Annotated in this window: 20 protein-coding genes; 13 read left to right on the top strand and 7 right to left on the bottom strand. The window is 70.3% G+C overall.

Translation table 11 applies throughout. From position 1 onward, the window contains the following. The first annotated feature begins 145 nt into the window (after positions 1–145). The 4 genes from K8638_RS40465 to K8638_RS40450 all read left to right on the top strand — a co-directional run bounded on the left by K8638_RS40465 (position 146) and on the right by K8638_RS40450 (position 4,369). Positions 146–1,477 (top strand): thioredoxin domain-containing protein, encoded by a 1,332-nt coding sequence (locus K8638_RS40465; RefSeq protein WP_223760111.1) that lies wholly within the window; start codon positions 146–148, stop codon positions 1,475–1,477. Positions 1,478–1,645: 168 nt separating this feature from the next. Continuing rightward, positions 1,646–2,038 carry a peptide chain release factor-like protein gene (locus tag K8638_RS40460; protein WP_223760110.1) on the top strand — a complete coding sequence of 131 codons (393 nt, stop codon included), beginning with the start codon at positions 1,646–1,648 and terminating at the stop codon, positions 2,036–2,038. Positions 2,039–2,074: 36 nt separating this feature from the next. Further along, complete coding sequence (locus K8638_RS40455) at positions 2,075–2,752, top strand: lipopolysaccharide assembly protein LapB (protein WP_223760109.1); 678 nt, start codon at positions 2,075–2,077, stop codon at positions 2,750–2,752. 117 nt (positions 2,753–2,869) lie between these two features. After that, positions 2,870–4,369: a hypothetical protein gene (locus K8638_RS40450; protein ID WP_223760108.1), complete on the top strand. Its 1,500-nt coding sequence runs from the start codon at positions 2,870–2,872 to the stop codon at positions 4,367–4,369. Between the two features lie 93 nt (positions 4,370–4,462). Here K8638_RS40450 and K8638_RS40445 read toward each other — a convergent pair whose 3' ends face one another. From K8638_RS40445 to K8638_RS40435, 3 genes are all read right to left on the bottom strand, one after another. Continuing rightward, a complete protein-coding gene (locus K8638_RS40445; RefSeq protein ID WP_223760107.1) occupies positions 4,463–5,803 on the bottom strand; it encodes a hypothetical protein in 1,341 nt (446 codons plus the stop codon). Then, entirely contained in the window at positions 5,800–6,048 is a 249-nt protein-coding gene (locus K8638_RS40440) for a hypothetical protein (RefSeq protein WP_223760106.1), read from the bottom strand. Before K8638_RS40440 ends, K8638_RS40445 begins: the two co-directional genes overlap by 4 nt. Positions 6,049–6,999: 951 nt before the next feature. After that, positions 7,000–8,091, bottom strand: coding sequence for a 2-oxoglutarate and iron-dependent oxygenase domain-containing protein (locus K8638_RS40435; RefSeq protein WP_223760105.1), 1,092 nt, complete (start codon positions 8,089–8,091; stop codon positions 7,000–7,002). 260 nt (positions 8,092–8,351) lie between these two features. Between K8638_RS40435 and K8638_RS40430 the strand changes: the two genes are divergently transcribed. Further along, a complete protein-coding gene (locus tag K8638_RS40430; RefSeq protein WP_223760104.1) occupies positions 8,352–8,801 on the top strand; it encodes an OsmC family protein in 450 nt (149 codons plus the stop codon). 2 nt (positions 8,802–8,803) lie between these two features. On the opposite strand, the gene K8638_RS40425 is transcribed toward K8638_RS40430, so the two are convergent. Next, complete coding sequence (locus K8638_RS40425) at positions 8,804–10,027, bottom strand: murein transglycosylase A (RefSeq protein ID WP_223760103.1); 1,224 nt, start codon at positions 10,025–10,027, stop codon at positions 8,804–8,806. Positions 10,028–10,191: 164 nt separating this feature from the next. Here K8638_RS40425 and K8638_RS40420 point away from each other — a divergent pair, with 164 nt between their 5' ends. Both K8638_RS40420 and K8638_RS40415 read left to right on the top strand, forming a co-directional pair. Next, positions 10,192–12,915, top strand: a complete 2,724-nt coding sequence (locus tag K8638_RS40420) for a TonB-dependent receptor domain-containing protein (RefSeq protein ID WP_223760102.1) — start codon at positions 10,192–10,194, stop codon at positions 12,913–12,915. Between the two features lie 2 nt (positions 12,916–12,917). Beyond that, positions 12,918–14,135 carry a hypothetical protein gene (locus K8638_RS40415; protein WP_223760101.1) on the top strand — a complete coding sequence of 406 codons (1,218 nt, stop codon included), beginning with the start codon at positions 12,918–12,920 and terminating at the stop codon, positions 14,133–14,135. Positions 14,136–14,160: 25 nt separating this feature from the next. Here the strand turns inward: K8638_RS40415 and K8638_RS40410 are convergent, their stop codons facing one another. Beyond that, positions 14,161–14,982, bottom strand: a complete 822-nt coding sequence (locus tag K8638_RS40410) for an NAD(P)-dependent oxidoreductase (protein WP_223760100.1) — start codon at positions 14,980–14,982, stop codon at positions 14,161–14,163. Positions 14,983–15,025: 43 nt separating this feature from the next. Beyond that, complete coding sequence (locus K8638_RS40405) at positions 15,026–15,910, bottom strand: LysR family transcriptional regulator (RefSeq protein ID WP_223760099.1); 885 nt, start codon at positions 15,908–15,910, stop codon at positions 15,026–15,028. Between the two features lie 94 nt (positions 15,911–16,004). Here K8638_RS40405 and K8638_RS40400 point away from each other — a divergent pair, with 94 nt between their 5' ends. Together K8638_RS40400 and K8638_RS40395 are read left to right on the top strand one after the other, a co-directional pair. Continuing rightward, on the top strand, positions 16,005–16,946 hold the full coding sequence (locus tag K8638_RS40400) for an MBL fold metallo-hydrolase (RefSeq protein WP_223760098.1): 942 nt from the start codon (positions 16,005–16,007) through the stop codon (positions 16,944–16,946). Positions 16,947–17,057: 111 nt separating this feature from the next. Beyond that, positions 17,058–17,993 carry a bestrophin family protein gene (locus K8638_RS40395; protein WP_223760097.1) on the top strand — a complete coding sequence of 312 codons (936 nt, stop codon included), beginning with the start codon at positions 17,058–17,060 and terminating at the stop codon, positions 17,991–17,993. Between the two features lie 7 nt (positions 17,994–18,000). Here K8638_RS40395 and K8638_RS40390 read toward each other — a convergent pair whose 3' ends face one another. Continuing rightward, positions 18,001–18,873, bottom strand: a complete 873-nt coding sequence (locus K8638_RS40390) for an AraC family transcriptional regulator (protein WP_223760096.1) — start codon at positions 18,871–18,873, stop codon at positions 18,001–18,003. 166 nt (positions 18,874–19,039) lie between these two features. On the opposite strand from K8638_RS40390, the gene K8638_RS40385 reads away from it, so the two are divergent. From K8638_RS40385 to K8638_RS40370, 4 genes are all read left to right on the top strand, one after another. Continuing rightward, positions 19,040–19,801 carry an SDR family oxidoreductase gene (locus tag K8638_RS40385; RefSeq protein WP_223760095.1) on the top strand — a complete coding sequence of 254 codons (762 nt, stop codon included), beginning with the start codon at positions 19,040–19,042 and terminating at the stop codon, positions 19,799–19,801. A gap of 86 nt (positions 19,802–19,887) precedes the next feature. After that, positions 19,888–20,055: a hypothetical protein gene (locus K8638_RS40380; protein ID WP_223760094.1), complete on the top strand. Its 168-nt coding sequence runs from the start codon at positions 19,888–19,890 to the stop codon at positions 20,053–20,055. A 131-nt stretch (positions 20,056–20,186) separates the two neighbouring features. Next, positions 20,187–21,674: a hypothetical protein gene (locus tag K8638_RS40375; RefSeq protein WP_223760093.1), complete on the top strand. Its 1,488-nt coding sequence runs from the start codon at positions 20,187–20,189 to the stop codon at positions 21,672–21,674. A gap of 43 nt (positions 21,675–21,717) precedes the next feature. Beyond that, positions 21,718–26,418 carry a hypothetical protein gene (locus tag K8638_RS40370; RefSeq protein WP_223760092.1) on the top strand — a complete coding sequence of 1,567 codons (4,701 nt, stop codon included), beginning with the start codon at positions 21,718–21,720 and terminating at the stop codon, positions 26,416–26,418. The last annotated feature ends 174 nt before the right edge of the window (positions 26,419–26,592 follow it).

Below are 26,592 nucleotides of genomic sequence, written 5' to 3'. Positions count from 1 at the left end.
CGCGCGCCCGCTCGGGAAGAATCGAGGCGCTGAAACTCCGGACGGGCTCGCGTCACTACGCGGACGCCGGCCCGTGGAGGCCCGGCCCGGTGGTGGCTCGCGGCACACCGCACGCCACCGGTGTCTCTTCCCGAGGAGTCGCGCCGTGTCCAAGCCGTCCGTGTGGGTGAGCCTCGCCGTGGGGCTCGTGCTGGGTTTCGTGGGAGGCCGGGTGAGCCGTCCCGCCGATGCGGCGGCCGGTTCCGTCGAGGCCCGGGGAACACCTTCCGCCGCCGCGAAGGCGCCGTCCGCGCGGCAGCGTCCGCCGATTGCGCCCACCGTCTACAAGGTGCCGCTGGACGGCTCGCTGGCGGCCGGGCCGGAGGACGCGCTCGTCACGCTGGTGGAGTTCTCCGACTACCAGTGCCCCTTCTGCTCGCGCGCGCACGGCACGGTGAAGCAGCTCCAGCAGAAGTACGGGAAGAAGCTGCGCGTGGTGATGAAGCACCACCCGCTGGGCAACCACCCGCGCGCCCGTCCCGCCGCGCTGGCCGCGCTGGCCGCGGGGGAGCAGGGGAAGTTCTGGGAGATGCATGACGTGCTCTTCGCCAACGCGAGGGCGCTGGAGGACGGGGACCTGGAGCGCTACGCGCGCGAGCTGGGGCTGGACCTGGAGCGGTGGAAGAAGGACCTCGGAGACCCGCGGCTGGCGGAGCGCATCCGCAAGGACGAGTCGCTGGCGATGCAGGTGGGCGCCACCGGGACGCCGGCCTTCTTCGTCAACGGGCGGTTCATCAGCGGGGCGCAGCCGCTGGAGGTCTTCACGGGCGTGGTGGACGAGGAGTTGGGCAAGGCGGAGGCGCTGGTGAAGGGCGGCGTGCGTCCGGCGGAGGTGTATGCCCGCGTCATCGAGAAGGGCGTGGACCGTCCGCCCTCGCAGCCTTCGCCTCAGCAGGAGCTGCCGGTACAGAAGGTGGAGGTGGGCAATGCGCCCGCGCGCGGCCCGGCGAACGCGCCGGTGACGCTGGTGGCCTTCTCCGACTTCGAGTGCCCCTTCTGCGCCCGCGCGGTGCCGACGCTGAAGGCGCTGGAGGAGGAGTACAAGGGCAAGCTGCGCGTGGCCTTCAAGCACCAGCCGCTGCCCAACCACCCCCACGCGAAGCTGGCGGCCGCCGCGTCGCTGGCCGCGCACGAGCAGGGGAAGTTCTGGGAGTTCCATGACGTGATGTTCGCGAACCAGCGGCAGCTGGACCGCGCGTCACTGGAGGGCTACGCGAAGCAGCTCGGCCTGAACGAGGCGCGCTTCAAGGCGGCGCTGGACTCCGGGAAGTTCGACGCGCAGGTGACGGCGGACTCGAGCGAGGGCGCGCGCATCGGCGCGTCCGCGACGCCCACCTTCTTCATCAACGGCCGCGCCGTGGTGGGGGCCATGCCCATCGACCACTTCCGCCGCGTCATCGACGACGAGCTGAAGAAGGCAGGCGTGGCGGCGCGGTAGTCCGTGGCCTCACGGGAGCCGCCGGCCTGGGATTGATTCGGAGGGGCACGAAGCCAGGCTCCTGAAAAGTGAGCCTGGATGGGTGTTTGCAGCCAGCCCTCCGACACGCCTCGGAAAGTCGAGCCCCTCCGTCAGCAGCCCGCGCCCTCGCCCGTAGATGACGGCGCGATGCTCACCCCCTCCTCGAGTGTGTCCCCTCTTCGCCGGCAGGCCGCGCGGGCCGCGCTCGCGCTTGATGACGCGTCCATCCTGCGCACCTGTGAGGTGGAGTTCTTCATTGCCTCCGGGCCCGGCGGGCAGCACCGCAACACCACCGCCAGCGGCGTGCGCCTCACCCATCCCCCCACGGAGCTGTCCGTCACCGCCACCGAGCGGCGCAGCCAGGCTCAGAACAGGAGCGTGGCGCTCAAGCGCCTCCGCTCGGGGCTCGAGGCCCTCTCCGTGGTCCCCAAGGTGCGCCGCGCCACGAAGCCCCCCAGGGGCGCGCAGCGCCGGCGCCTGGAAGACAAGCGGCTGACCGGTGCCAGGAAGGCCCAGCGCCGGGAGAAACACTTCGACTGAAACACGCGGCGATTCGGGTAGACTCGCCCGCACTCCGTGGCGTTCTGGAATCGAAAAGCGGCCTACGACCGGACCAAGGTGCTCGAGGCGGCGGAGAAGGCCCGCGGCCGCAAGCGCACCGGCAAGGCCATCTCCGAGTACAAGAAGATTCTCGCGGTCGACCCCGACGACGCACACGTGAACGCACGCATCGCCCCCCTGCTCTTCAAGAAGGGGAAGACGGACGAGGCGGCGCGGGCCTTCGCCCGGGCGGCCCGGGTGCTCGAAGAGAAGGGCTTCGCGGACAAGGCGCTCGCGGTGTACGTGCAGGCCGCGACGCACTTTCCGATGGACGAGAAGCTGTGGAGCCAGGCGGCGAGCATCTCCATCGAGCGTGGACGCCGTGGAGATGCCGTGAAGTACCTGGTGCAGGGCGCCAACCACCTCGACCGCTCGAGGGGGTACCGGCAGAAGGCCGTGGTGCTCCTGGAGCGGGCGCTGGAGCTCGAGCCGTACCACCTGAGCGCCACCATCTCACTCGCCCGGGTGCTCGGCAGGACCGGCCGGAAGAAGGACGGGCTGGCCCGGCTGGAGAACCTGGTGAGCCACATCGGCGGCGCGGGGCTGAAGCAGGTCCGGGCGGCGCAGTTCCGGCTCTCCCCCACCCCCGCGAGCCTCTGGCGCTGGCTCACCGCCGGCCGGGCGAAGAGCCGCCCCGCGCCGCGCTCGAAGTAGGGCGCCCCGCCCCCGCCGGAAAAAAATCGACACACCCGCCGGGAAGAATTTCCCCCCCTCCCGTTCAAGTGACAGCGCGCGCGCACCGCCAACACTCGAATCGCATGAGGGGGACTCATGTCCACGCTTCGCAACACCCTGGTGGCCTCCGTGGCCGCCGTTGGATTGAACGGTTGTGTCTACGGCTACGTCAACGACGCCTCGACGGGCAGCGCCATCCAGGACGTGACGGTGTCCGTCGCCTCCGGCACCTGCTCCGGCGCCGGCTGCGCCACGCCCAGCGAGAAGACGGATTCGTCGGGCCTCTTCGTCTTCGACGCGTACGGTGACCGCAACGGCGCGGACCAGGTGAAGATCATCATGCCCGCGTCCGGCGAGGAGGCCATCCGGCTCCTCTACAGCCGCGCCGGCTACCGCTCCGTCAACGTCTACCACAAGCCCAAGTACGAGGAGGTGACGCAGGACGGCAAGGACTACCTCATCTCCGGTGTGCAGCCCGTCTACCTCTGCGCGCTGCTCGCTCCCGACTCGGACGGGGACGGCATCTGCGACGCCGCGGAGAGCCGCTACGGCACGAGCGCCACCAACTCCGACACGGACGGCGACAGCATCAGCGACTTCGCCGAGCTGTACGGCTACGGCGGCGTCGACCTGCGCTACTACGGCGCCAACCCGAAGAAGAAGGACGTCTTCGTGGAGATGGACTACTACCCCAACCTCCAGCCCATCCAGGCCGCGCTGGACCGCGTGACGGCGGCCTTCGCCAACGCGCCGGTGAGCAACCCGGACGGCTCCACGGGCATCGCGCTGCACCTGGTGGTGGACCAGCAGGTCGCCGCCGCCGACGCGGACATGGACCTGAGCCCCGCGTGGACGGACTTCGACGTCATCAAGGCGAAGTACTTCGCCTCGCGCCGGGCGCCGTTCTTCCACTACGCGCTCATCGCCAACCAGTACAACAGCGGCGGCTCCAGCGGCCTGTCGCGCGGCATCCCCGGCCATGACTTCATGGTGACCCTGGGCAACTGGTCCACCCCCGGCGGCACCGAGCAGCAGCAGGCCGGCACCATCATGCACGAGCTGGGGCACAACATCGGCCTGATGCATGGCGGCAACGAGAACATGAACTACAAGGCCAACTACCTCAGCCTCATGAGCTACAACTACCAGCTCCGCGGCCTGACGGTGGACGGGACGACCGGCGTGCTGGACTACTCGCGGGTGCGCGTGGCCTCCGCGAGCGAGGCGGCCGTCAGTGAAATCTCCGCCTTCGCCCCCGCCGGCACGACGACCGAGGCGGACCTGGCCCACTACGGCGTGCGCATCGGTAGTTCCCTGCGCTCCGGCAACGCGAGCGCCAACCTGGACTTCAACGGCAACGGCGTCATCCAGGCCGCCCCCCTCGCCCAGGACCTCAACAACGACGGCGACACCTCGGACATCATCAACGCGTCGCAGAACGACTGGACGGCCCTCGTCTACCATGGCGCCAGCACCATCGGTGACCCGTACCTCGGGGACACCGAGAGCCTGATGCGGATGCAGCCCTTCCTCGTGGCGCCCGAGAAGACCGAGCAGTGCATCACCGAGCACGAGCACCGGGGCCCGAAGAAGTAGACTGAGTCCCTCCAGCGGTAGGCAGCACACGCCGCCGGGTTCCTCGCGAGAGGGGCCCGGCGGTCGTGTTTCGCGGCGCGGCGCGAAGGGCTGTCAGGCGCGGTGTTGCTCGGCCGCGCGGTAGAGCCCGGAGAGCGAGAAGTCCAGCAGCGCCTGCCGCGAGCGCGTGTACCGGTGGGCCCGAAGGAAGGGCAGCCACACGCGGTCGCCGATGCGAACCTGCGCCTCCTCCAGCTTCTTGCGTGGAATCCACTGCCCACCGAGGTGCTTCACCAGCACCTCTCCCAGGTACGCCCCCACCGCCGGCATCAGGTGCTCGTCGATGACTCCCGGCCGGCGGTTCCTCAGGAAGTCCTCGCACCACAGGTGCGCGTCCACGTCCGTCAGCGACTCCGGCGACGCCTCGAAGACGGAGGGCACGTCGGTGTGCAGCAATGCCACCAATCCCTCGGCGAGGTCGCCGTACTGCTGGCGCACGAAGTCCACGTCCTTCACGTCCGGAGGCAGGGCCGCGCGGGCCGGCAGCCACTCGTCCGGCTCCGGGGGGCGCCAGGCGTTGAGCTCGGCGATTTTCCGCTGCCGCTCGCTGATGCGGACCCGGTCCACCACCCGCGTCAGCAGCCGCTCCCACTCCGGCGGGAAGCGCGGCTGCACGGGGGCCAGGATGGCGCTTCGCTCGCGCAGGGTGCGCAGCAGCGTGGCGTAGTCCAGGTCCGGCCTCAGGTGCGCGTGCGCGCGGGCCTGGGCCTGCCGGGCCTCGTCACGGGCGAAGTCCGCGGCGATGGGCCACGTCACGAGCAGAACAGCGCCGTGGGGTAGTTCCTCCACCCGGTGGGCTGGCGTGGACAGCACCCGCTCGCGGCCGATGGACTCCACCAGCTTCGGCCCGAAGACGTTGAGCCAGGACACCTCGTAGACTTTGTCGAAGCCGTCTCGAATCGAGGTCTGCTCGTCGCGACCGTAGTCGGGAGCGCCCGACAACTGGATCTCCGCCAAGCTGCTGGCCTCGGCATGCGTGACCGGGTAGTGGGAGGTCCAGGCGCGCACCATGTCCACGAAGTGTTGGCAGCGCTCGGCGTCCGCGAAGACGGAGAGCGGCTGAACGGAGGCACTGAAGTCCAGCCGGGGCAAATGCGGCGGGAACCAGAGACTGAGCGACATGTCCAGGGCGGGCCACTGCTTCCGATACAGCCCGATGGACTCGATGTCACTGTCACGCCTCTCCTCCAGTGCCTTGAAGACCGCGGCACGGGAGTACTTGCGCCACCGCTTGCCATGGACGACCTCCGGCATGCTGACGCCCGCATACGCCTCGAGGGCTTGGAAGAAGGCCTCCAGCTCACTATCCAGGGGGGAATGAGGGTCGAAGCTGGCCTCGAAGTACAAGCAGAAACGGTCCTCCGGCCTCAAGTCATAAAACTCCAGCACCTTCATTGGAGCAGCACCTCCACGCCCGTGACCTTGCTCTTGACTTCATTCACGGCCTTTTTCCATTCCTTCGGGTTTCCAGGCCCGAGGTCGCCCCCCTCGTAGACGAGGCGAACGCGCTGGACCTGGACCTGCACCAGGTCACCCTCGGGGTTGAGCGTGCGCCGGCGGATGTTCAGCTCCTGGCCGTAATAGCTCAGGGCCTCCCTCGCGTCCGCCAGCACCTGTGCCTCCAAGAGCTCCGGACTCATTCAGGACGCGGATGAGTCCTGCCATGGAGCCGCCGCGGCCACGCGGTAGCCGCAACGGTAACTCGGCATGTTCGGAGTACCCGGAGACCGGGGACCCGCGAAGCCCCAGGTCCTGTCTCCCATGCCCCGACTTCTCGCCATGTCAGCCCCCCGGGCCGCCATGCACGGAATGGAAGTTCCATTCCGCGTGGCCCGCCACGCGCTCACTCCTCATGGGCCCCGCCTCTCCACCTTGTCAGCCCCCCCGCCCAGGCCGCCCTGTGTGGAATGGAGCCTCCGTTCCGCGAGGCCCGCGCGGCCCTCACCGCTTCATCCGCCTGACCTCTCCCGCCGTGTCAGCTGCCCAGGCCGCCCTGTGTGGAATGGAGCCTCCGTTCCGCGAGGCCCGCGAGGCCCTCACCGCTTCATCAGCCTGACCGCTCCCGCCGTGTCAGCTGCCCTGAGCCGCCATGCGTGGAATGGAGCCTCCGTTCCGCGGGACCCGCCAGGTCCTCGCCGGTGGCGGGCCCCAGCCTCCCCGCCATGCCAGCCCCCTGGGGTAGACACCATGCCGCGGGACGAGTGCTCCTTTCAGCGGAGCTTCACCCCAGAGCGGAAGGGAGCGGGAGTCGGCGGCGGTGCTGGCGCCGCGGGGCTCCGGCACGCTTGCGCCTGGAGCGGAGCACGTCGAGACCGACATCGAGGGCCGCCCCGTTCGCGCCTTCTCCGATGCACCGCCATGGCCCAGGCACCGCCAGGGGCGGCGCCCTGTCTCGTGCGAATCCCTACCGCGCCGCGAATCAGACGGCGCAGGTCCCGGCTCTTGAAGCCGAGGGTCTCCACGCGTGGTGCCTGGCCCGAAGTTGTACGTCCACACCTCGAACGTCTTCGGCACCACCCGCTTCGCCAGGGAGCACGCATCGAGGCTCCTCCGTCCGAGCCCCGACACGAACGCCCCGGCCAGCATCCACGTCACGCGTACGGGTTGTAGAACTTCGCGAACGTCGCCCGGGCGAAGTCGCCGAAGGTCATCCCCGGCTGGAACGCGCCCACGCGCTGCTCCTTCGGGTCCGTCCCCTCCGGGGCCCGCATCGTCGCGTCGTTGTCCGGCTGCATGAACACCGCGAACGTGGAGCGCGAGATGTTCCGGCTCGCCGGATACGCCAGCGCCTGCACCGCGTGCGGCGTCGACCTCAGCAGCCCCCCCGTCACAATCTGCGAGCTCTCGCCAATCTGGAACGCCAGGCAGTCCTTCGGGATGACCACCTTCCGCTCCTGGCCGCCACGGGTGCGGACATACAGCCCCGCCTCCGGGTCCGGCAGGGCGATGTCCGACCTCGCCGGCTCGGGCGCGCCGGGCTCCGCCTCGAAGTACATCGCCGGGCACAGCGCCGTCAGCGAGCCGTGGTCGCTGTGCCAGCCACACCACGAGTCACGCGTGCGCGGCGTCGCGTCCTCGTTGATGGCGAAGTAGTAGAGCAGCCGCGCCTTGCACGCGCGCGACTCGCGAATCGTCCTCGCCAGCTCCCCGTCCGGCGTCAGCCGGTCCCCCAGCTTCGAGCGCACGTACCGGTCACACTGCTCCGCGACCAGCACCCCCACGTCCACCATCCGCTGCCCCAGCTTCATGAACGCGGGCCGCAGCTCCGGGAAGTCCGCGTCCGGCCACACGTTCGGGTGGTAGTTCTCCGGGTACTTCTCCACCAGCGCCGGGTCCGCCTGTGGCACGTCGTACTGCGGGTTGTTGTAGTACGAGCCCTTGAACTCATCGAACTGGCCGGGCTTCAGCAGCTCCTTCCCGTGGCTCCAGCCGAACGAGTAGCTGCTCCGCGCGTGGACGTACCGGTCCTTCACCTCGTTGGGGAGCGCCGCGAAGCGGAACCCGAGCGGCAAGAGGCCGTTGCGCAGCTCCGCCAGCCCCGGGATTCCACGGACCACCAGCAGGCCGATGCCGTCGGCCCCATATGCGCGCTCGATGGCGGCCGACAGGTCCTCGCCCGCCGCGAGCTTCGCGTAGTCCAGCACCACCACTCCGTCCTTCGTCTCGACCGCTTCGCTGCTCATCCCGAATGCCTCGTGTCTCCTCAACGGCGCCACACAGGCGTGGGCGCGCACGGGGTGGGCTCAAGTCCCCGTGACGATGGTGACAGCGCCCATACTGCCCGGTTTCCGAGTGCGCCCGCCACCCACTCTTCCGCCCAGGCGACGGAAGGTCCCTGCCTCCTCGCCTGCCTTCCCCGAGCCCCCACCTCCCGTGCGGCTCCCGGTGGACAGCCAGGGAATGCCTCCAGGCGCGTATCCCTTTCACACGGGAGGACGCCATCATGGAAAAGCAGCTCTACACCGGACAGGTCCGCACGCTGGGCGAGAGCATGGCTCGCAGCACCACGGAGGCCCACGCCTTCAAGATATTCATGGATGAGCCCCCCGAGCTGGGCGGCCGCAACGGCGCGCCCAGCCCGCTCGACTTCATCCTCGCCGCGCATGCGGGCTGCCTGAACTACATGACCTTCTTCATCGCGAAGGAGCTGGGCATCCCCGTCACCAGCACCGAAATCACCGTGCGCGGCTCACTCGACCCCGCGAAGTTCGCCGGCACCGACCGGAACGTGCGCGCCGGCTACCAGTCGCTCGACGTCACCCTCCTCATCAAGAGCCCCGCCAACGCCGACCAGATTGCGAAGCTCAAGAGCGAGGTCGAGGCGCGATGCCCCGTCAGCGACAACCTCGCGAACCCCACGCCCATCCACATCACCATGAAGACCGTGGCTTGAGCCTACGGCGCTGAAGCGCGGGGCGCCGGCCTCTCGGGCACGACGCGCGGCACGAGGAACAGCAGCCGCCCCTTCTGCTTCATCATGCCCGCGGCCAGCTCCGCGTCGGGGCCCGGGCCCCAGTAGACATCCACCCGGCCCGCGCCACGGATGGCCCCGCCCGTGTCCTGGTTGAGCATGAAGCGCGACAGCGGCACCCACCGCACCGTCCCGTCCGCGCCCTTCACGGGGCGCTCGGTGTGGATGAAGGCCAGCCCGCCCTTCGGGAACAGCCGCGCGTCCGTGGCGATGGAGCGTCCCGGCGTCACGGGCCTCCCGAGAGAGCCCTCCGACGCGCCGTTCAGGAAGCGGAAGAACACATACGACTCGTTGTAGTCGAGCACCCGCCCGCGCTGCGCCGGGTTCGCCGCCAGCCAGGAGCGCAGCGCCTGCATCGACATCGCCTCGCGCGGAATGGCGCCCTCCTGGATGAGCAGCGAGCCGATGCTCCGGTAGGGCCGCCCATTCGAGGCCGCATAGCCGATGCGGCGCTGGCTCCCATCGGAAAGCTTCAGCGTGCCGCTCCCCTGCACCTCCGTGAAGAAGAGCGCCACCGGGTCCTTCGCCCATGCCAGCTCCAGTCCCCGGCCCGCCAGCTTCCCGGCGCGAATCTCGCTCCGCGTCCAGTAGGGCACCACCTTCCGCCCGTCGAGCCGCCCGAAGACGCGCTCCGCCTTGAAGCGCTCCGCGAACGGCTCCAGGGGCACCTCGATGAGGTCCTGCGGGAGCCCGAGGATGGGCACCGTGTACTCGTCCGTCCGCGTGAGGCTCGCCTCGAGCGTGGGCTCGTAATAGCCGGTGAAGAGCACCTGGCCGTCCTCGCCTCCCGCGGCCTCCAGGGGCTCGAAGTCCTCCAGCACCCGCGCCGTCAGCTCCTCGGGAGACATGCCGTCGCGGATGCGCGAGTGCAGGCGCTCCAGCGCGGTGCGCAGCTCATAGGCGGTGACCTGGCGCGGCCCGTAGACGAAGCGCTCGTCCACGGGCCGCTTCCCCAGCCACACCAGGCTCTCGGTGATGGCGGCCCGCAGCGCCGCGGGCTCGCCGTCGTCCCGCAGCGGCAGGGAGCGGGAGAACTCGACCAGCGCGTCCTCGGGCTTCGTGACGGGAGCCCGGGTGGGACGCGGGCAGGCCGAGACGAAGAGGGCGCAGATGGCCAGGAGGAGGACTCGGGCGCGCGACGTGGGCATGGGCCCCGTACCTACCGCACCTGCCGGGCCCGCCGAAGCCCTCCCGAACACCCCTCCTGGGCAGAAAGAAGAATTGATCAAAACGTCGTCGCCGAGCGACCAAAGCCTTGCATGTGCGCCGTACGTCTATACGACTGCACCCCGCAGGCTCCCCGCCCCCGACGATGACGCGCCTCGGCTCCTTCTTCCTGCCCCTGGTCCTCTGCACAGCCTCCGCCCCGGCGCTCGCCACCCCGCGTTCCGAGGCCGGGGAAGCAAAGGTCCCCACCAGGTCACTCGTTCCTCCCGTCCCGGGTGAGAGCACCTCCGGGCCGCCATCCTCCGCGCCACTCGTCCCGCCCATCCTGCGGGAAGACGCCCCGGCGCGGCTGCCCGAGGGACTCCACCTCACCGCCCCCGTGGTCGTGGAGCTGGAGCTGACCGTGGACGAGGCCGGGGACGTCACCGGCGTGCGCCTCGTGGGTGACGCCCCGCCCGAGCTCGCCGCCGCCGCGCTGCATGCCGCCCCACGCCTGCGCTTCCACCCCGCCACCTCCGGCGGAGCGCCCGTCGCGGTGCGCCTGCCCTTCTCCTACCGCTTCGAGCCCCAGGCCCCCCAGGGCCCCCGCACGCTGCTCACCGGCCGCGTGCGGCAGAAGGGCACGCGCAAGCCGCTCGCGGGCGCCACGGTGCGCGCGGGCGAGGCCTCGGCGGAGACGGACGCCCAGGGCCTCTTCCGGCTGGAACCGCCCCCCGGAACCTCCGAGCTGAAAATCACCGCGCCCGGCCACCGCCTGCTCGTGCTGAAGGAGACGCTGGAGGAGCGCCAGCACCTGGACGTGCTCTACGCGCTGGAGCCGCTCTCGATAAACCCCTACGAGACGGTGGTGCGCGCGGACCGGCCCCGCACCGAGGTCTCCCGCGTCACCCTGCACGAGCAGGAGCTGCGCGAGGTGCCCGGCACCATGGGCGACCCCTTCCGCGTCATCATGCTGATGCCGGGCGTGACGACGCTCGCCTCGGGCCTCTCGTACCCCGTGGTGCGCGGCGTGCAGCCCTCCGCGAGCGCCTTCTCCGTGGACGGCGTGCGCGTGCCCTTCCTCTACCACCTGATGGTGGGCGGCGCGGTGGTCCACCCGGACTTCATCGACACGCTCGACTTCCAGGTGGGCGTGCCCTCCGCGCGCCACGGCAGCCTGCTGGGAGGCGCGGTGGACGCGCACGTGAGCCGGCCGCGCGAGGAGGGCGTGCGCGGCAGCGCCTACGCCGACCTCATCCACAGCGGCGTCTTCCTCGAAGTCCCCTTCACCGGGACGGGCACCACCGTCACCGCCGCCGCCCGCGTCAGCTACACCGGCCTCATCGTCACGCGCATCGCCAACAGCATCACCGGTCCGTCCTCGTACACGTCCCCGAATGGGCAGACGTACACGGACCCGGGCGAGCCCAAGGTCTACGCCGACTCCTGGGACTACCAGGCCCGGGTGGAGCAGCGCGTGGGCGAGGGACGGCTGCGGCTGCTCGCGCTGGGCACGTCGGACGCGGTGGGCCTGACGGCACGCACTCCCGAGCAGGACGCCGGTGGCGTGGGGCTCCTGTTCCACCGCGTGGATTTGCGCGGCCGTCACCCGTTCGCCGGTGGAGAGGCGGAGGCCGGACTGACGTATGGGTATGACCGGCTGGGCCTCAACTTCGCCCGGGGCGCGGACGCGCCCGGCAGCTACGAGCTGCGGCAGAGCAGCCTGGCGCTGCGCGCGAGCCACACCCGCGAGCTGTCCCCGGCGGCGGCGCTGGAGGTCTTCGGCCAGCTCGAGCGCCGCAGCGCGGACCTCATCGCCACGGGCCTCTTCCGCCCCGTGGGCCCCGTCGACGGGAAGGACGCCTACCACCGGCCGGGCATCCTGGCGACCTTCGCGGGCGTGGGCGCGCAGCTCACGCTGAGGCCCTCCGCGCGCTGGACGCTGGTGCCGGGCGTGCGGCTGGACAGCTACCACGGCTTCGGCCTCGACACGCACGTGGCCCTGGAGCCCCGGCTCGCGGTGCGCCATGCGCTCACGGACGCGCTCACCCTCAAGGCCGGCGCGGGCCTCTACCACCAGCCGGCCACCGTGCTGCTGCCCGTGCCCGCGGGGGAGATGCTCGCGCTGGAGCGCGGGCTGCAACGCGCGGTGCAGCTCTCCGCGGGCGCGGAGTGGCGGCCGGCCCCGGAGGTGGAGCTGTCCGCCGAGGCCTACTTCAACCCGCTGCTGCGCACGCTGGAGTTCAACTTCGAGGACGTGGTGAGCAACCTGCGCCGCCGCGGGCTGGAGGCCGAGGACGTCCAGGGCCGCGGCTACACCTACGGCCTGGGGCTGATGGCGCGCAGGCCGCTCGGGCGCCGCTGGTTCGGCTGGCTCACCTACGGCTTCAACCAGAGCAGGCGCTTCGAGCGCTACTCGAAGCTGGGGCCCAACGGAGAGGAGCTCGGGCAGGCGGAGGGCTACCTCCCCTATGCCTTCGAGCAGGCGCACTCGGTGAACGCCGCGCTCAGCTACCGCTTCGACTTCGTCACCCTGGGCGCGGTGGCGCACTTCAACACCGGCCGGCCGGAGTCCGGGCAGTTCGGCTACCGCACCCGGCGCGAGGGCACCACCGCGGACGGCGAGGCGGAGTGGATGCCCGTGAGCCGCGACGCCGTGGACCGGCTGCCACCGTTCTTCCGGCTCGACGTGCGCGCCTCGCGCTCCTGGGTGTTCGACAGCTTCGTGCTCGACGCATACCTGGATGTCTTCAACGTCACCGCGCGCAGCGAGGTGCTGACGCACGAGTACGGCTACGGGACGCCTCCCGACGCGCCCTCGGGGCTGAAGAAGTCGCGCATCGGCGTGCCGGTGATTCTGCCCACCCTCGGGGTGAAGGGGACCTTCTGACCATGCGCGTGCGCCTCTCGCGACTCCTGCCGCTCTGCGTGGCCCTGGGGGGCTGCGCGATGGAGCCCGATGACCCCATCTACCTCTCCGGCACCGCGCTGGAGGCGGACGGCACGCCGTGGCGCGGCGGGCCCCTCTCGTTGATGCGCCCGCGCAAGGTGAACATCCGCGTCAACGAGTACGGCGGTGAAGTCTGGGACACCCGCTACGAGCCCTGGGCCGAGGTGACTCCGGGCGAGGACGGCCTCTTCCTCCACCGGCTCAACGCGCGCGACACGGGCGCGGACAGGCTGGACCGTCCCCACCCGTGGGCGAGCCTCAACCTCTTCCAGCTCCACCTCCCCCCGAGGGAAGAGGGAGCGAGGGACTTCCTCGAGTTCGAGCTCATCCGAGACGCGGACGTGCCACCGCTGCGCGCGTGGGACAGCCACGTGCGTGCCCAGGAGGAAGCGGGCGGCGTCCGGCTGTCCTGGAACCCGGTGGTGCCCACGGCGGACATCCCGGAGCCGGAGTACTTCGTGCGGCTCCGGGGAGAGACGGGCCTGGCGTGGCGGGTCGTCGCGAGCAGCGGCGAGCCCTGGCTGCGCCCGGAGATGCTGGAGGACTTCACGGACGGGTTCGCGCACGTGCAGTCCTTCTCCCGGGGAGCCCGCGTCTGGTTCACGAGCACGCTGTATTACAGCGCCGTCTCCGAGGCGCCCCCGCTGCCGCTGCCCTTCGCGGGCCCGGTGCCCGCCAGCCGGGGCGCGGCCTGCGCCGTGGTGGAGACCCGGCCCATCACGCCGTGTCCCTTCACCGATGGCCGGCTCGAGCCGGTCCAGGTGCCCTTCTCCGGCAGCTCGCTGGCCCAGGACCTGTTCATCCTGCTGCGCGAGCCCGTGCGGCCCCGGCGGGTGCTCCTCCGGGGGCTCGACACCTCCTCGCACGCGGGCGAGGTGCTCCACGTGGAGGGCTCCGTGGACGGCAAGACGTGGATTCCGCTGGGGGACAGTGCGCCCTTCTCCCAGGCCCCCCAGAACCTGCACGTGGCCGACCCGGACACCGAGCGCGCCGTGGAGCGCTTCCTGGACGTGCCGCTCGCGCCGGATGCGCCTCCCGTGAGCCGCATCCGGCTGTGGCTGACGGCGCCCTGGACGGAATACCCGGGCGGGCCGCGGGGCAGGGGCTACTTCTCGTCGCTGCGCGAGGTGTCCGTCTTCGGCGCGCCCGCCATCGACTGAGCGCCCCTCCCCCGAGCCGGGCGCCTCAGATGAAGTAGTCGGGGAGGAGCTCCGCCCCGGGCACCATCTGGTACTTGGAGAAGTCCGTCACGCCCTCGGCGCGCAGCACGTCCTCGTCGATGCAGAAGTTGCCGGTGAACTGGCGGCTCGGCTTCGTGAGGATGGCGTAGGCCGCGTCCGCCATGACTTCAGGCGAGCGGCTGCCGCGGATGGTCTCATCGCCGCCCAGCAGGTTCTGCACGGCCGCGGTGGCGATGACGGTGCGCGGCCAGATGGCGTTGACGGCGATGCCCTCGTCCCGGAACTCCTCGGCCATGCCGAGCACGCACATGCTCATCCCGAACTTGGCCATGGTGTACGCGACGTGGGGCCCGAACCAGCGCGCCTCCATGTTGAGCGGCGGCGAGTTGTTGAGGATGTGCGGGTTGCTGGACTTCTTCAGGTACGGGATGCACGCCTGCGAGCACGCGAACGTGCCGCGCGTGTTGATGCCGTGCATGAGGTCGAACCGCTTCATCGGCGTCTCGAGCGTGCCCGTGAGGCTGATGGCGCTGGCGTTGTTCACCAGGATGTCGATGCCGCCGAACGTCTCCACCGCCTTCGCCACGGCGGCGGCAATCTGCTGCTCGTCGCGGATGTCCACGGCACAGGGCAGCGCCTTCCCGCCGGCCTTCTCGATTTCCTCCGCGGCCGTGTAGATGGTGCCGGGGAGCTTGGGGTGGGGCTCCGTCGTCTTCGCGGCGATGACGATGTTCGCGCCGTCCCGCGCGGCTCGCAGCGCGATGGCCTTGCCGATACCGCGGCTGGCTCCCGTGATGAACAGCGTCTTTCCCTTGAGGTCGGCCATGAGGGTCTTCTCCTGAGCTGAAGGCGGAGCACCGTACCACTGCTCAGCGCCGCTTCACGCGCTCCAGCTCGTCCACCAGCAGCTCCGACACCTTCCGCACACGGGGGATGTCGAGCGCCGACCTCGCGCACACCAGGTGCACCCGGCCCGTCGCGAATGGCCCCAGGTCCACGTCCAGCGGCACCAGCCCCCGGTCCCGGCTGAAGCGGTGCGTGAGGTTCGCCAGCACCATCGCCCCCACGCCCGCCTCCACCGCCGCCAGCATCACGAGGTAGTTGTCCGTGGTGAACACGGGAGTGAAGTCCGGGATGAAGGACTCGAGCTGGGGGTTGGGCGTCACCGACTCGAACGGTGGCGCCCAGGCCACCCAGGGAAGCTGCTGGAGCGTCGGCTTCCTGGGCAGCTTCGCCTTGAGCGCCTTCGAGACGAAGACGGCATTCTCCATCTCCAGCGTGTACACGAGCTTCAGGTCCGCGTTCGTCGGCGGCCGGGTGCGCAGGGCGAGGTCCGCCTCGCCGCGCGCCAGGTCGAGGTGCTGAATCGTGGACAGCACCTCCAGCCGCAGCCCGGGATGCTTCTGCGCCACGAAGCCCGCGAAGGGCGCGAGGAAGTCGAAGCTCGTATATGGGCTCGACGTCACGCGCACCAGGCCGCGGGGTGAGTTGTCCGCCGACTCCGCCGCGCGGTGCAGCTCCCCCGCCCACTCCGCCATCTTCTTCGCCGGCAGCACCAGCCGCTCCCCCGCCGCCGTCAGCGCCGCGCCGTCAGCGCTCCGGCGGAACAGCGTGGCCCCCACCGCGTACTCCAGCGCCGCCAGCCGGCGGCTCACGGTGGGCTGGCCGATGCGCAACAGCCGCGCCGCCCCGCTGAAGCTGCCCGTCTCCGCGATGGCCAGGAACAGCCGCGCGTCATCCCAGGAGATATCCATTTTCGTATGGCCCCATGACGGAATCGCCGTTTTCCATCCATTCTGGCATCGCTACCTTCCGCATGTCTCGACGCACTCACGGAGCCCGTCACACATGCGCCCCAGGATGATTGCCCTCTCCATCGCCGCCGCCCTCGCCGTCGCCAGTTCCGTCGGCTGCGCCGCCACCTCGCACGAGGCCCGGAAGTCCTCGCTCGGCGCGGCGCGCCCCACCGCGGGCCTGCTCGCGCTGCTGGACCAGCCCGGCCCGGTGGAGCTCGAAACCGTCAACTCCGCCGACTGGGTGGTGGAGCGCGGCGGCGTCATCAACCTCGACCACCCCACCGCGAAGGCGGCGGGACTGAAGAACGAGGACGAGCCCATCCAGGTCTTCTTCCACGCCCTCCGCCACCCGGAGCAGGGCCTGTTCATCGTGGACACCGGGGTGGAGACGGCGCTGCGGGACGCGCCGGAGAAGTCGGCCCTCAGCGGGATGGTGCGGAGCGCCATGAACATGGAGAAGCTGAAGGTGAACGCGCCGCTCGGTGAGTGGCTGGGCAGGCAGGCGCAGCCCCTGAAGGGCGTGTTCCTGACGCACCTGCACCTGGACCACGTCACCGGCATGGCCGACGTGCCGGCTGGCACGCCCGTGTACACCGGCCCCGGCGAGGCCTCCGCCCGGCAGTTCCTCTACCTCTTCGTGCAGGGCAGCACGGACCGCGCGCTCGCGGGCAAGCCCGCCCTGTCCGAGTGGACCTACTCCCACGAGCCTGGCGGCCTGTTCGACGGCGCGGTGGACATCTTCGGCGACGGCTCGGTGTGGGCGCTCTGGGTGCCGGGCCACACGCCGGGCAGCACCGCGTACCTGGTGCGCTCGACGAAGGGCCCGGTGCTGCTGGTGGGGGACGCCTGCCACACGCGCTGGGGCTGGGAGCACGACGTGGAGCCCGGCACCTTCACCGCCGACGGCCCCCGGGGCGTGGAGAGCTTCAAGAAGCTGCGCGCGTTCGCCGCGGCCCACCCCAACGTGGACGTGCGGCTGGGGCACCAGCACTGATGCCCGCCGTGCAGTCCGTGCGACGGGCCGTGCGACAGGCCGAGCATGCCCGGCCCACTGCCGCGCCGCGCCCTTGCGGCCCCCGGGGATTTGGAGCAGGAGGGGCCGGCCGTGATTGTCCGTCCCCGCCCCAGTCCCCTCCGTCTGTTGTTCGTCGTGCGCGGTACCATCCTGCCGCGCGTCCTGCCCCACGTGCTGGGCATCGCGGTGCTCGCCTGCATCGTCGTCTGGGCGTTCCGGCAGGGCGAGCCGCGGCTCCCCATCGCATCACCCGCGCCCCTGTCGCTGCTCGGCATCGCGCTCTCCATCTTCCTCGGGTTCCGGAACAACGCCTGCTACGACCGCTGGTGGGAGGCCCGGAAGCAGTGGGGCGCGCTGCTCATCGAGCTCCGCGAGTTCTCACACGAAGTCATCGCCCTGCTGGATGACGGCCGCGCCGAGTCGCCCGTCGCGGGGCGGCAGGCGGCGCGGCGGCTCGTGCACCGGAACATCGCCTTCGCGCACGCGCTCGCCGCGCACCTGCGCGGGCACGATGCCCGGGAGGACCTCTCCCGCCTCCTCCCGGAGCCGGAGTGCTCGCGCGTGCTGGCCAGCGGGAACCGCCCCAACGCCCTGCTGCGGGAGCACACCGGTGAGCTGGCCTCGCTGCGGCGGGAGGGCCGGCTCTCCGACATCACCTGGAACGCGCTGAACGCGCGGGTGCATGCCCTGATGGGCGTGCTCTGCGCCTGCGAGCGCATCCGCCTCACCCCGCTGCCCTTCACGTACACGGTGCTGCTCCACCGCACCGCGTACCTCTTCTGCCTGCTGCTCCCCTTCGGGCTCGCCGAGTCCCTGGGCTGGTTCACGCCCGTGCTCACCGCGATGATTGCCTACACCTTCTTCGGGCTGGACTGGTTGGGCGACGAGCTGGAGGAGCCCTTCGGGGATGCCCCCAACGACCTGCCCCTGTTCGCGCTCGCCCGCACGGCGGAAATCAACCTGCTGGAGGCGCTGGGCGAGCCCCAGCCCGAGCCGCTGCGCCCCCGGGACTTCATCCTCCGGTAGGTGCCACCTACGCGCGTGGGCCGCGCACCAGGGCCCTGGGCGTCACGCCGAGGATGCGCCGCATGCATCGCGCCATGTGACTCTGGTGCGAGAAGCCCGCTTCGAGCGCCACCTGCCCCGCGGGCAGCTTGCCCCGCAGGAGCAGGGTCCTCGCGCGCTCCACGCGCCGCTGGATGACGTACTCGTGCACCGGGACGCCCATGGAGCGTTTGAACAGCGTCTTCAGGTGCGACGCGCTGACTCCCGCGACACTGGCCAGCCGGGCGAGGGCGAGGTCCTTGTCCAGGTGCTCCTCGATGTATTCCGTCAGGCGCCGCCGCTGCGCCTGCGACAGTCCGCGCACGTGCTTCAGGGGCGCCGGGTAGCGGCCCAGCAGGTGGATGGAGAGCGCGAGACCCAGGCTCTCCGTGTAGAGCAACCCGCCCGGATGGCCCGCCTGCCGGTCCGCATCGAGCGCCCAGGCAATGTGCTCGATTTGCGGGTCCTTGAACTGGTGGCGCTGCTCCAACCCGGCGCGGTCCGGGTCCATGCCCATGTCCTCCGCGGCGCGCCGCAGGAGCGCCGGTGAGAGCCGCACCATGACGGAGGTGCTCGCATCGGTGTGCTCCCAGACGTCCGAGGTCCCCGCGGGGAGGAGGTCCACGTCGCCGCGTGTGTAGACGAAGCGATGGAAGCTGCAGGAGCCGTGCGTGGGCGCTCCCGCATGGACCTTCAGCCGGTGGTCCGGCAGGGGAGCGAGCTCCACCACGCCGGGCGGAATCGTATGGAGGTCCACACGCAGCCCCGTGCGGGCCCGTGCCGCGTCCTCCCGTGCCGCCACCGGACGTGCGCTGGCGCCGCCGGAGTACAGCGCGAGCGCCGCCTGCTTCTCCCTGCTCATGACGACCACTCCTCTCCACGAGGTTCCACCGGCCTCGCGGCGTCCGTCCATGACTTATGCCAACGAGCCCCTTCCTTTGCATCCGTTCGTGCTCTTCGCGCGTCCGAACGTGTGCGACGGCCGGGCCCACCGCTCCTATTCATCTGCCTGTCACAAGGAGGTGTTCATGGGCAGGTACACAGGGAAGAAGGCAGTGGTCATCGGTGGGACGCTCGGCATGGGGCTCGCGACGGTGAAGGCGCTCCTGGAGGAAGGCGCCGAGGTGCTCCTCACCGGCCGCCATGGGAAGAACCTGGAGGCGGTGCGGCGCGAGCTGGAGTCCCGGGCGCACGTGGTGGGCTCCGACGCGACAAACATGGCCGACATCGACGCGCTGGGCCGCATCGTCCAGGAGAAGCTCGGTGAGGTGGACTTCGTGTTCATCAACGCCGGTTTCTCGCGGATCGAGCCGCTCGAGCAGGTGACGGAGGCCGCCTACGACCAGACCTTCGGCGTCAACACGAAGGGCGCGTTCTTCACGGTGCAGCGGTTGGCGCCGCTCGTCCGGAAGGGCGGTTCGTTCGTCTTCACCACCTCCGTCGCGGATGCCGTGGGCTACCCCGGCCTGAGTGTCTACTCGGGGGCGAAGGCGGCGCTGCGGTCGTTCGCCCAGGGGTTCGCCGCGGAGCTGCTGCCGCGAGGCATCCGGGTGAACGCCGTGAGCCCCGGCTTCATCAAGACGCCCACCATGGGTGTCTCGGGTGTCTCCCCGGCGGACCTGGCGGCCTTCGAGCAGGAGGGCAACGCCGTCACCCCGATGAAGCGCATCGGCACCGTCGAGGAGGTCGCCCGCGCGGTGCTGTTCCTCGGCTTCGAAGCGACCTTCACCACCGGCGTCGAGCTGCTCGTCGATGGCGGCCTCACGCAGGTCCTCGTCCCGAATCACTAGAGCACTTCCGAAGTGCGAGCCGCTCGCGGCGAAGGGAGCCCGCATCGCGGAGACGGTTCGGCGCCGACGAGCAGACGCTCGCGACGGTGGAAATCCACGCCGGAGCGCTGCACCACGTGCTGGCCATCTGCCAGGAGCGCGGAATCCATCGCGCGGTGCCGGAGGCCTTCGACCAGCTCTTCCAGAAGGCCATCCAGGCCGGAGACGGGCAGGCGGACTTCGCCGCGCTCCACCGGTTCATGCGGCCGGCGTGAGCCCACCGGCTCGCGCCGCGCCCCACCCGGGCCGTTGAACGCGCCGGAAAATCCCCCGGAAAATTCACATCGGAAATGGCGTGCGTCTCCCTCCCCGGGGCGACGCCGCCACACGCCCCAGGGGAGCGCCGATGCCGACCATCCGGGTGATGAACTGGAACATCGAGCAACTGAGCTGGAACAAGATTCGCATCGACGGCATGGCCACCGCCATCGCGCGCACGGTGGTGGCCGAGGACATCGACATCCTGGTGCTGCTCGAGGTCAAGAAGACCCAGGTCCGGAACCTGATGGACCGGCTCACGACGGCGCTGAACGCGGCGGCCAGGGCCGCACAGAACGCGCAGAACGCACCGACCTACACATGGTTCCTGTCCCATGAGACGGGCTGCGAGTTCTATGGCTTCATCGTGCGGGACCTGGGGCTGATACGGCCCCTGACCCTGCCCGCGCCCGCCGCGGGGACGCCCCCCATGGGGACGCAGGCCCACCCGCTGACGAACTTGAAGGCGGTGCGCTGGAGCACGTGGCCCAACAACAACAACTGGGGCCAGATGCCTCAACTGCCGAACGCCCGGCCGCAGCTGCCCCTGTGCAACGCGTTCGCCCAGCGCCCCATGCAGCGCGCCGCCACCCGGCAGAACTTCGGAGGTCTGCCCCTGGCCAACGGGGGCTACTCGCTGGGCCGGGGCTACCGGATGCCCGGCCTGGCGCTCTTCAAGGTGCACTCGCCCACTAGCAATACGGACTACATCCTCCCCATCGTCTGCTGCCACTACGCGGCGGTGCGCGGCAGCACGACCCGCAACGGCCTGGCGCAGGCGCAGGTGGCCAAGCTCCCCTTCCTGCACATCTCCCAGCTCTACGCCTGGGAGCAGAACCTCAACGTCAACCGCGCGCAGAATCCCCCGCCCGTCTCCGACTACCTGGATGTCGATGGCCAGCCGGTGCTGGTGCGAAACATCCTCTTCACCGGGGACTTCAACATCGACTTCCTGCAGAACGCGAACACGCCGCAGGCGAGCTTCCTCCAGAGCACGAACCGCAACGCCTACGACGCCCTCACGCCGACGCAGCAGCAGGGCGGCTCGGCGAACCCCGCCGCCCAGGCCGGCAATGCGCCCCAGGGCAACGCCCCCGGCGTGCCCTTCAACCCGCTCCCACCGGCGCCCCTCACCAGCGACATCCTGAGCCAGCGGCTCAAAGCGGCCGTGACGACGGAAGCCACCATCCTCCGCGACTACAAGTCCGACAGCCCCGGCGACACGTCGAGTACCCACACCATCCGGGGCGCCGCCTTCGACAACTTCTTCTACGGCGGCGCGCAGGTCCGCAACGCGACTCCAGCCTTCGGCACCAACGGCGTGGACTCGGGCAAGGTCGTCGACATCGCGGCCAACATCGTCCAGACGGGGGCGCCGCTCAACGCGGGGCAGATTGACGTGTCCGCCATCGCCACCCACTACGCCACCTCCGACAGGACGAAGGACGCCGACCTCGCCCTCAACCTCCAGCGGCAGGCGAACACGAACCATCCGCTGAGCGTCACCGACCGCTGGATTGGCGCGAACCTGGTGAGCGACCACCTGCCCGTCGTGCTCGCGTTCCCCTGCCCCTGAGCGGCGCGGCCGTCTTCCCCTTCCTTTCGAACAGGAGCGACCCATGCTCGCCATGGCTCCCATCGACGTTCCAACGCTCAAGGCGCGAATCTCCTCCGCGCTCGCGTCCTCTCCCTTCCAGGTCAGCGGCACCGGGCTCCAGTCGGAGCCCCTCACCCGCCTGCTCGTGAGCCACCTCGGCGCGGACAGCCTCGCGCTGGACGGCGCGAGCAGGACGGCCGAGACGGACACCTCCATCACCGTGAGCGGCAAGCTCGCGAAGCCGTACCGCGGGCTGTCCGGCCTCCAGGCGGTGGCCACCTTCACCGTCGCGGACGGCGTGGCGCACCTCTCGCTTCGATTGACGGGGCTGCCCTCCGGCTGGAAGCCCTCGGACACGTTCTCCGCGCTCAAGGGCACGCACTTCGACCTGTTCTCCTACGCCGCGCCCGAGCTGGGCCTCGCCTCCTCGGGCGCGCCGGTGCTGCCCTCGGACTTCGCGGCCCGCTTCGGCTTCGTGCCGGCCTCGCTCACGCTCCAGGAGAAGCAGGTGCCGGGGCTGAGCCTGAAGGCCACGCTCTCGCCGCTGCCCGCGCTGAAGGACCTGTCCTGGCTGATGGGAGGCGGCTCGCGCTGGGACGTCACCGGCGCCATCGTCCTCAACGGAGAGCTGCCGAGCCTCTGCCTGCGCTCCGCCCCCCAGGCGCCGCTGCGCCTCGCGGGCTACGACATCCCCTTCGCCCTGAGCCTCGCCAGCGCGCCCGTCGAGCCGAAGGATGGCAAGCCTCCGAGCTTCGTCACCTCCTGCGTGCGGCTCGAAGCGGCGGTGTCGAAGGACGTCGGCGCCGCGCAGCCGCTGCGGATTCCCCTGGCCGTGCGGCTCCACTCGCGCGAGCTGGACGTGCTCACCATCGAGAGCGAGCTGTCTCCGGGACAGGGCCTCTCCTTCTCACAGCTTCCGCACCTGCTCGGAGGAGAGTCGCTGGCGGGGCTCGTGCCGGACAGCCTCCCGGCGCTCGATGACCTCCAGCTCCGGGGACTCAGCCTGTCGGTGGCGCCCCGGAGCCAGAAGCTGGTCTCGCTCGGCGTGACGGTGGCCTACAGCCAGCCCGACCCCTGGGAGGTGCTCGATGGGCTGCTCACCTTCGAGCAGCTCGCCGTCACCTTCACGTATTTCCCCTCGGGCTCCAGCCGCGTCACCGCCGAGGTGGAGTGCCTGGCCACGCTGGGCGGCGACCTCCTGAATGCCTCCATCGAGCTGCCCTCGCTGGGCTTCGCCTGCGAGCTGCTGCCAGGGAGCACGGTCGACATCGCCGAGGCCGTGAAGAGCATCGCGGGTGACTCCATCTCGATGGGGCAGATGCGGTGCACGGAGCTGAAGCTCTTCGGCAACGTGAGCAGCAGGGAGTACCGCCTGCAAGGCACCCTCACGGATGACTGGTCGTTCTCTCTGGGCAGCACGCCGCTGGTGCTGACCGGCATCTCCCTGGACCTGGACTACGCGCCGGGCCGGGGCGGCGCGGGCGAGGTCGTCGGCAACTTCTCCATCGCCGGCACGGAGCTGATGGTCGCCGCCGAGTACGAGGGCACCGGCCTGGGCTGGACGTTCTCCGGCGGCACGGTGGGCGAGCAGAACATCTCCCTCACGACCCTGATGAGCGAGGCGCTCGACCTCTTCGGCCTCTCGCTGCCGGCCAACGCGCCGGAGATGACGCTGCGCAACCTCAACCTGTCCTTCAACACCGCGAGCAGGAGCTTCAGCCTCCGGGCGCTCAGCGCCACGGAGCTGCTGGGCACGACGCTCGACCTCGGCGTCGAGCTGGGGATGTCGCGCACGGTGGAGGGGGCATCGACGAAGACGTTCCGGGGCTACCTCTGGCTGGCTGGCAACGCCTTCATGCTGGACTACCTCAACACCCCGCAGACGAAGACGCTCCACGCCACGTGGATGCTCCAGGACCCGAAGGAGCGACTGGGCGTGGACGACCTCGCCCGGGCGCTGGGCCTCACGCCGCCCGCCCTTCCCGGCGACCTGGACGTGGGGCTCACCTCCGCGTCGCTCACCTATACGTCGGCCTCGAGCACGACTCCGGGCACGGGGGCGGGCTCGCCTCAGGGCACGGCTCAGAGCCAGCTCCGGGTGCAGGGCACCCTCGGCGCCTCGTGGAAGCTGAGGTTCGGCGGCGGAGCCCCGGTGGAGCTGCGGAACATCACCGTGGGGCTCGACAGCGGGCCCACGCGGCAGCTCACGGGCCGGTTCGGCGGCACGCTGGAGGTGCTGGGCGCGAAGACGACCTTCCAGCTCGCGGTGCCGGGCTCCTTCCGCGTCGCCGCGTCCCTGCCCCGATTCGAGGTGGACCTGCCGGCCATCATCTCGGACCTCGCGGGCAGCGGCTTCGACCTGCCGGACTGGTTCCCCTCCTTCACGCTCCCCCAGACGGAGCTGTTCGTGGAGCAGCGCACGGACGCGGGCGCCTCCACCTTCAGCTTCGGCCTGTATGCGCGTCCCGAGGCGCTGGGTGTCATCGCGTTGCAGGTGTTGCGCACCAACGGGAAGTGGGGCTTCGCGGCGGGGCTGAACCTGGACATGCTCCGGATGTCGGACATCCCGGGCCTGGACGTGCTCGCGCCGTTCGACGAGGTGTTCCAGTTCGAGAAGCTGCTCCTCGCGGTCGCCACGCACACGTTGCCCGGGTACACCTTCCCGGACTCGAAGACGCTGGCGAACCCCACGCTCCAGGCGAGCCCCGTCACTCTTCCGGCGCAGGCGGGCGGGCAGCTCCAGGAGGGCTTCAACCTCTACTCGCGGATGCGGTTCGGCGGTGACGAGACGGCGAACATCCTCCGGAAGTTCCTGGGCGTGCCGGTGGACGGCACGCTCGACATCTCGCTCCAGATTGGGAGGGACCCGAAGAAGAATTCGCGGCTGTCCGCGGCCGTGGCGTGCGACATCGACAAGAACACGCGGCTCACCGGCAGCTTCGGCGCCATGATGGAGGGCGGCGTCTTCGGGCTCTTCCTCAACGGGCTCGTGACGACGAAGGTGGAGGGCCAGCCGCTCACCTTCGACGTGAAGATGTCCGCGGTGCCCCTGGGCGTGTACCTCACCGGCACGATGAGGGGGACGCTGTCGTTCTCCTCCGTCAAGCTGACGAACCTGGCCCTCATGGTGGGCATCAACACCCAGGCCATCCCCACGCTGGGCATCGCCGCGACGGTCGACGTGGCCAGCTTCAACAGCTCCATCGCGGTGCTGTTCGACTCGGTCAACCCGGGCCGCAGCATGTTCGCCGGCGCGGTGAGCGAGCTGACGTTGCATGACGTCGTCACCACCATCGCCGGCGCGCCGGTGCCCTCGGTGATGAGCAAGGTCCTGACGGGCTTCGGCCTGCACGGAACGCGCACCTTCCAGCTTCCCGACTCGGTGGCGGCGGCGCTCGACTCGCGGGACCTGGCCACCGTGGCCGACGCCTTCCAGCAGCACGGCCAGGTGCGCATCCCGAGCGGGCACCAGTCCGTACTGCTGACGGTGAACGCGCGCGGCCGGGCCTGGCACCTCACGGACCTGACCACGATGACGCACTACGAGCTGAAGCGTGACGGGACGAACATCCGCGTCTCGCTCCAGCCGCAAATCTACTGCGCGCCGCAGGCCACCACGATTGGGGCGCTCTCCTTCCCCATGGGCTTCCAGGTGCACGGCGGCCTGGAGTTCTTCGGACTGCGCGCCGAGACGGACGTCATCGTCAATCCCATGAAGGGCATCGCGGTGGACGTGGACGTGGAGCCGCTCATCATCGGCAAGCGCGAGTTCCTCTCCATCACCGGCTACAAGGGCAAGAGCCACCCGCGCCTGTCGCTCTCCACCTTCACGCAGCCACAGCTCGAGGCGGACTTCCGGGAGCCGCACGCCTTCCTCTCCGCCGGCGTCAAGCTGCTGGGCCTGGAGGTGGCGGGCCTGCTCATCTCCATCTCGGACCAGGGCTTCGCCTTCGGGCTGACGGAGCGGCCGAGCACGACGCTGAGCTACGAGCTGAAGGCCCGGTTCAAGGACCCGAGCGACTTCACCTGCGGGGGCCGCGCGGAGGCCGGCATCGACACGACGCTGGACCTGGGAGCGCTGGGCACGCTCAGGCTGGAGACCCGGGTCGACGGGAAGCTCGACCTGGGCTACTCGGGCGGCAAGCTCTGGGCCCGGTGCACCGGCGAGTTCAGGTTCCAGGGACAGCGGTTCAACATCGCCACGTTCGACCTCGCCATCAAGGACGACACCCTGCTGGCGCTGGGGAAGGACCTCCAGGACAAGGCGGAGGCGCTCGTCCGGAAGTTCCTGGAGCAGGGGACGGCGTGGCTGGAGTGGGTGCGCCAGGGCGCCATCCTCGGGTTCGAGACCGCCGAGGCCGTCGCGGATGTGCTGATGAACCAGTTCCGCCAGACTCCGGAGGCCGCGGCCCGGGGCCTTCGCCTGCTCAACCACACTGGCGCCGAGGCCGCGCAGGCGCTGGAGACCATCTACGGTATCGGCGGCGACGCGGCGGGCGTGGCGATGAAGGCCGCGGGCTACAGCTCCAAGCAGATCGCCACCGGCCTGAGGACCGCGTACGGCTGGTCGGCGACACACACCGCCCGGTTCATGAAGGACACGCTGAAGTACGGGGACGACACCGTCAAGGCAGCCCTCGATGCCGCCGGGTATGCGGACAAAGAAATCAAGAAGGCGATGAAGACCGTCTTCGACTGGTTCAAGGACCTCTTCGACCTGTGACGCAAGGGGCGGCGGGCTGGCGTCAGCGCTATCAAGAACTGTTGGCGGTGAATCTTCGAACAGGCTGTCTGCAGCCTGTTTCGGAGGGTCCGACTGCATCGGGACGTCTCACGCGAAACAAGCGCTCACCGATTGCGGCACGCAGCGAAGGTGTTCTCATGCCCGTGGCCACGA

This window comes from Myxococcus sp. RHSTA-1-4, assembly GCF_020037125.1.
Lineage (GTDB): Bacteria > Myxococcota > Myxococcia > Myxococcales > Myxococcaceae > Myxococcus.
This window is presented reverse-complemented; position numbering and strand designations above follow the sequence as displayed.

What these genes read in the sequence shown, in the direction of transcription:
- K8638_RS40460 (WP_223760110.1), top strand. Translation starts at nt 1,646, where the DNA reads ATGCTCACCCCCTCCTCGAGTGTGTCCCCTCTTCGCCGGCAGGCCGCG.
- K8638_RS40440 (WP_223760106.1), bottom strand. Translation starts at nt 6,048, where the DNA reads ATGAGTCCGGAGCTCTTGGAGGCACAGGTGCTGGCGGACGCGAGGGAG.
- K8638_RS40430 (WP_223760104.1), top strand. Translation starts at nt 8,352, where the DNA reads ATGGAAAAGCAGCTCTACACCGGACAGGTCCGCACGCTGGGCGAGAGC.
- K8638_RS40405 (WP_223760099.1), bottom strand. Translation starts at nt 15,910, where the DNA reads ATGGATATCTCCTGGGATGACGCGCGGCTGTTCCTGGCCATCGCGGAG.
- K8638_RS40375 (WP_223760093.1), top strand. Translation starts at nt 20,187, where the DNA reads ATGCCGACCATCCGGGTGATGAACTGGAACATCGAGCAACTGAGCTGG.
- K8638_RS40370 (WP_223760092.1), top strand. Translation starts at nt 21,718, where the DNA reads ATGCTCGCCATGGCTCCCATCGACGTTCCAACGCTCAAGGCGCGAATC.
- K8638_RS40410 (WP_223760100.1), bottom strand. Translation starts at nt 14,982, where the DNA reads ATGGCCGACCTCAAGGGAAAGACGCTGTTCATCACGGGAGCCAGCCGC.
- K8638_RS40450 (WP_223760108.1), top strand. Translation starts at nt 2,870, where the DNA reads ATGTCCACGCTTCGCAACACCCTGGTGGCCTCCGTGGCCGCCGTTGGA.
- K8638_RS40445 (WP_223760107.1), bottom strand. Translation starts at nt 5,803, where the DNA reads ATGAAGGTGCTGGAGTTTTATGACTTGAGGCCGGAGGACCGTTTCTGC.
- K8638_RS40435 (WP_223760105.1), bottom strand. Translation starts at nt 8,091, where the DNA reads ATGAGCAGCGAAGCGGTCGAGACGAAGGACGGAGTGGTGGTGCTGGAC.
- K8638_RS40400 (WP_223760098.1), top strand. Translation starts at nt 16,005, where the DNA reads ATGCGCCCCAGGATGATTGCCCTCTCCATCGCCGCCGCCCTCGCCGTC.
- K8638_RS40425 (WP_223760103.1), bottom strand. Translation starts at nt 10,027, where the DNA reads ATGCCCACGTCGCGCGCCCGAGTCCTCCTCCTGGCCATCTGCGCCCTC.
- K8638_RS40420 (WP_223760102.1), top strand. Translation starts at nt 10,192, where the DNA reads ATGACGCGCCTCGGCTCCTTCTTCCTGCCCCTGGTCCTCTGCACAGCC.
- K8638_RS40390 (WP_223760096.1), bottom strand. Translation starts at nt 18,873, where the DNA reads ATGAGCAGGGAGAAGCAGGCGGCGCTCGCGCTGTACTCCGGCGGCGCC.
- K8638_RS40415 (WP_223760101.1), top strand. Translation starts at nt 12,918, where the DNA reads ATGCGCGTGCGCCTCTCGCGACTCCTGCCGCTCTGCGTGGCCCTGGGG.
- K8638_RS40385 (WP_223760095.1), top strand. Translation starts at nt 19,040, where the DNA reads ATGGGCAGGTACACAGGGAAGAAGGCAGTGGTCATCGGTGGGACGCTC.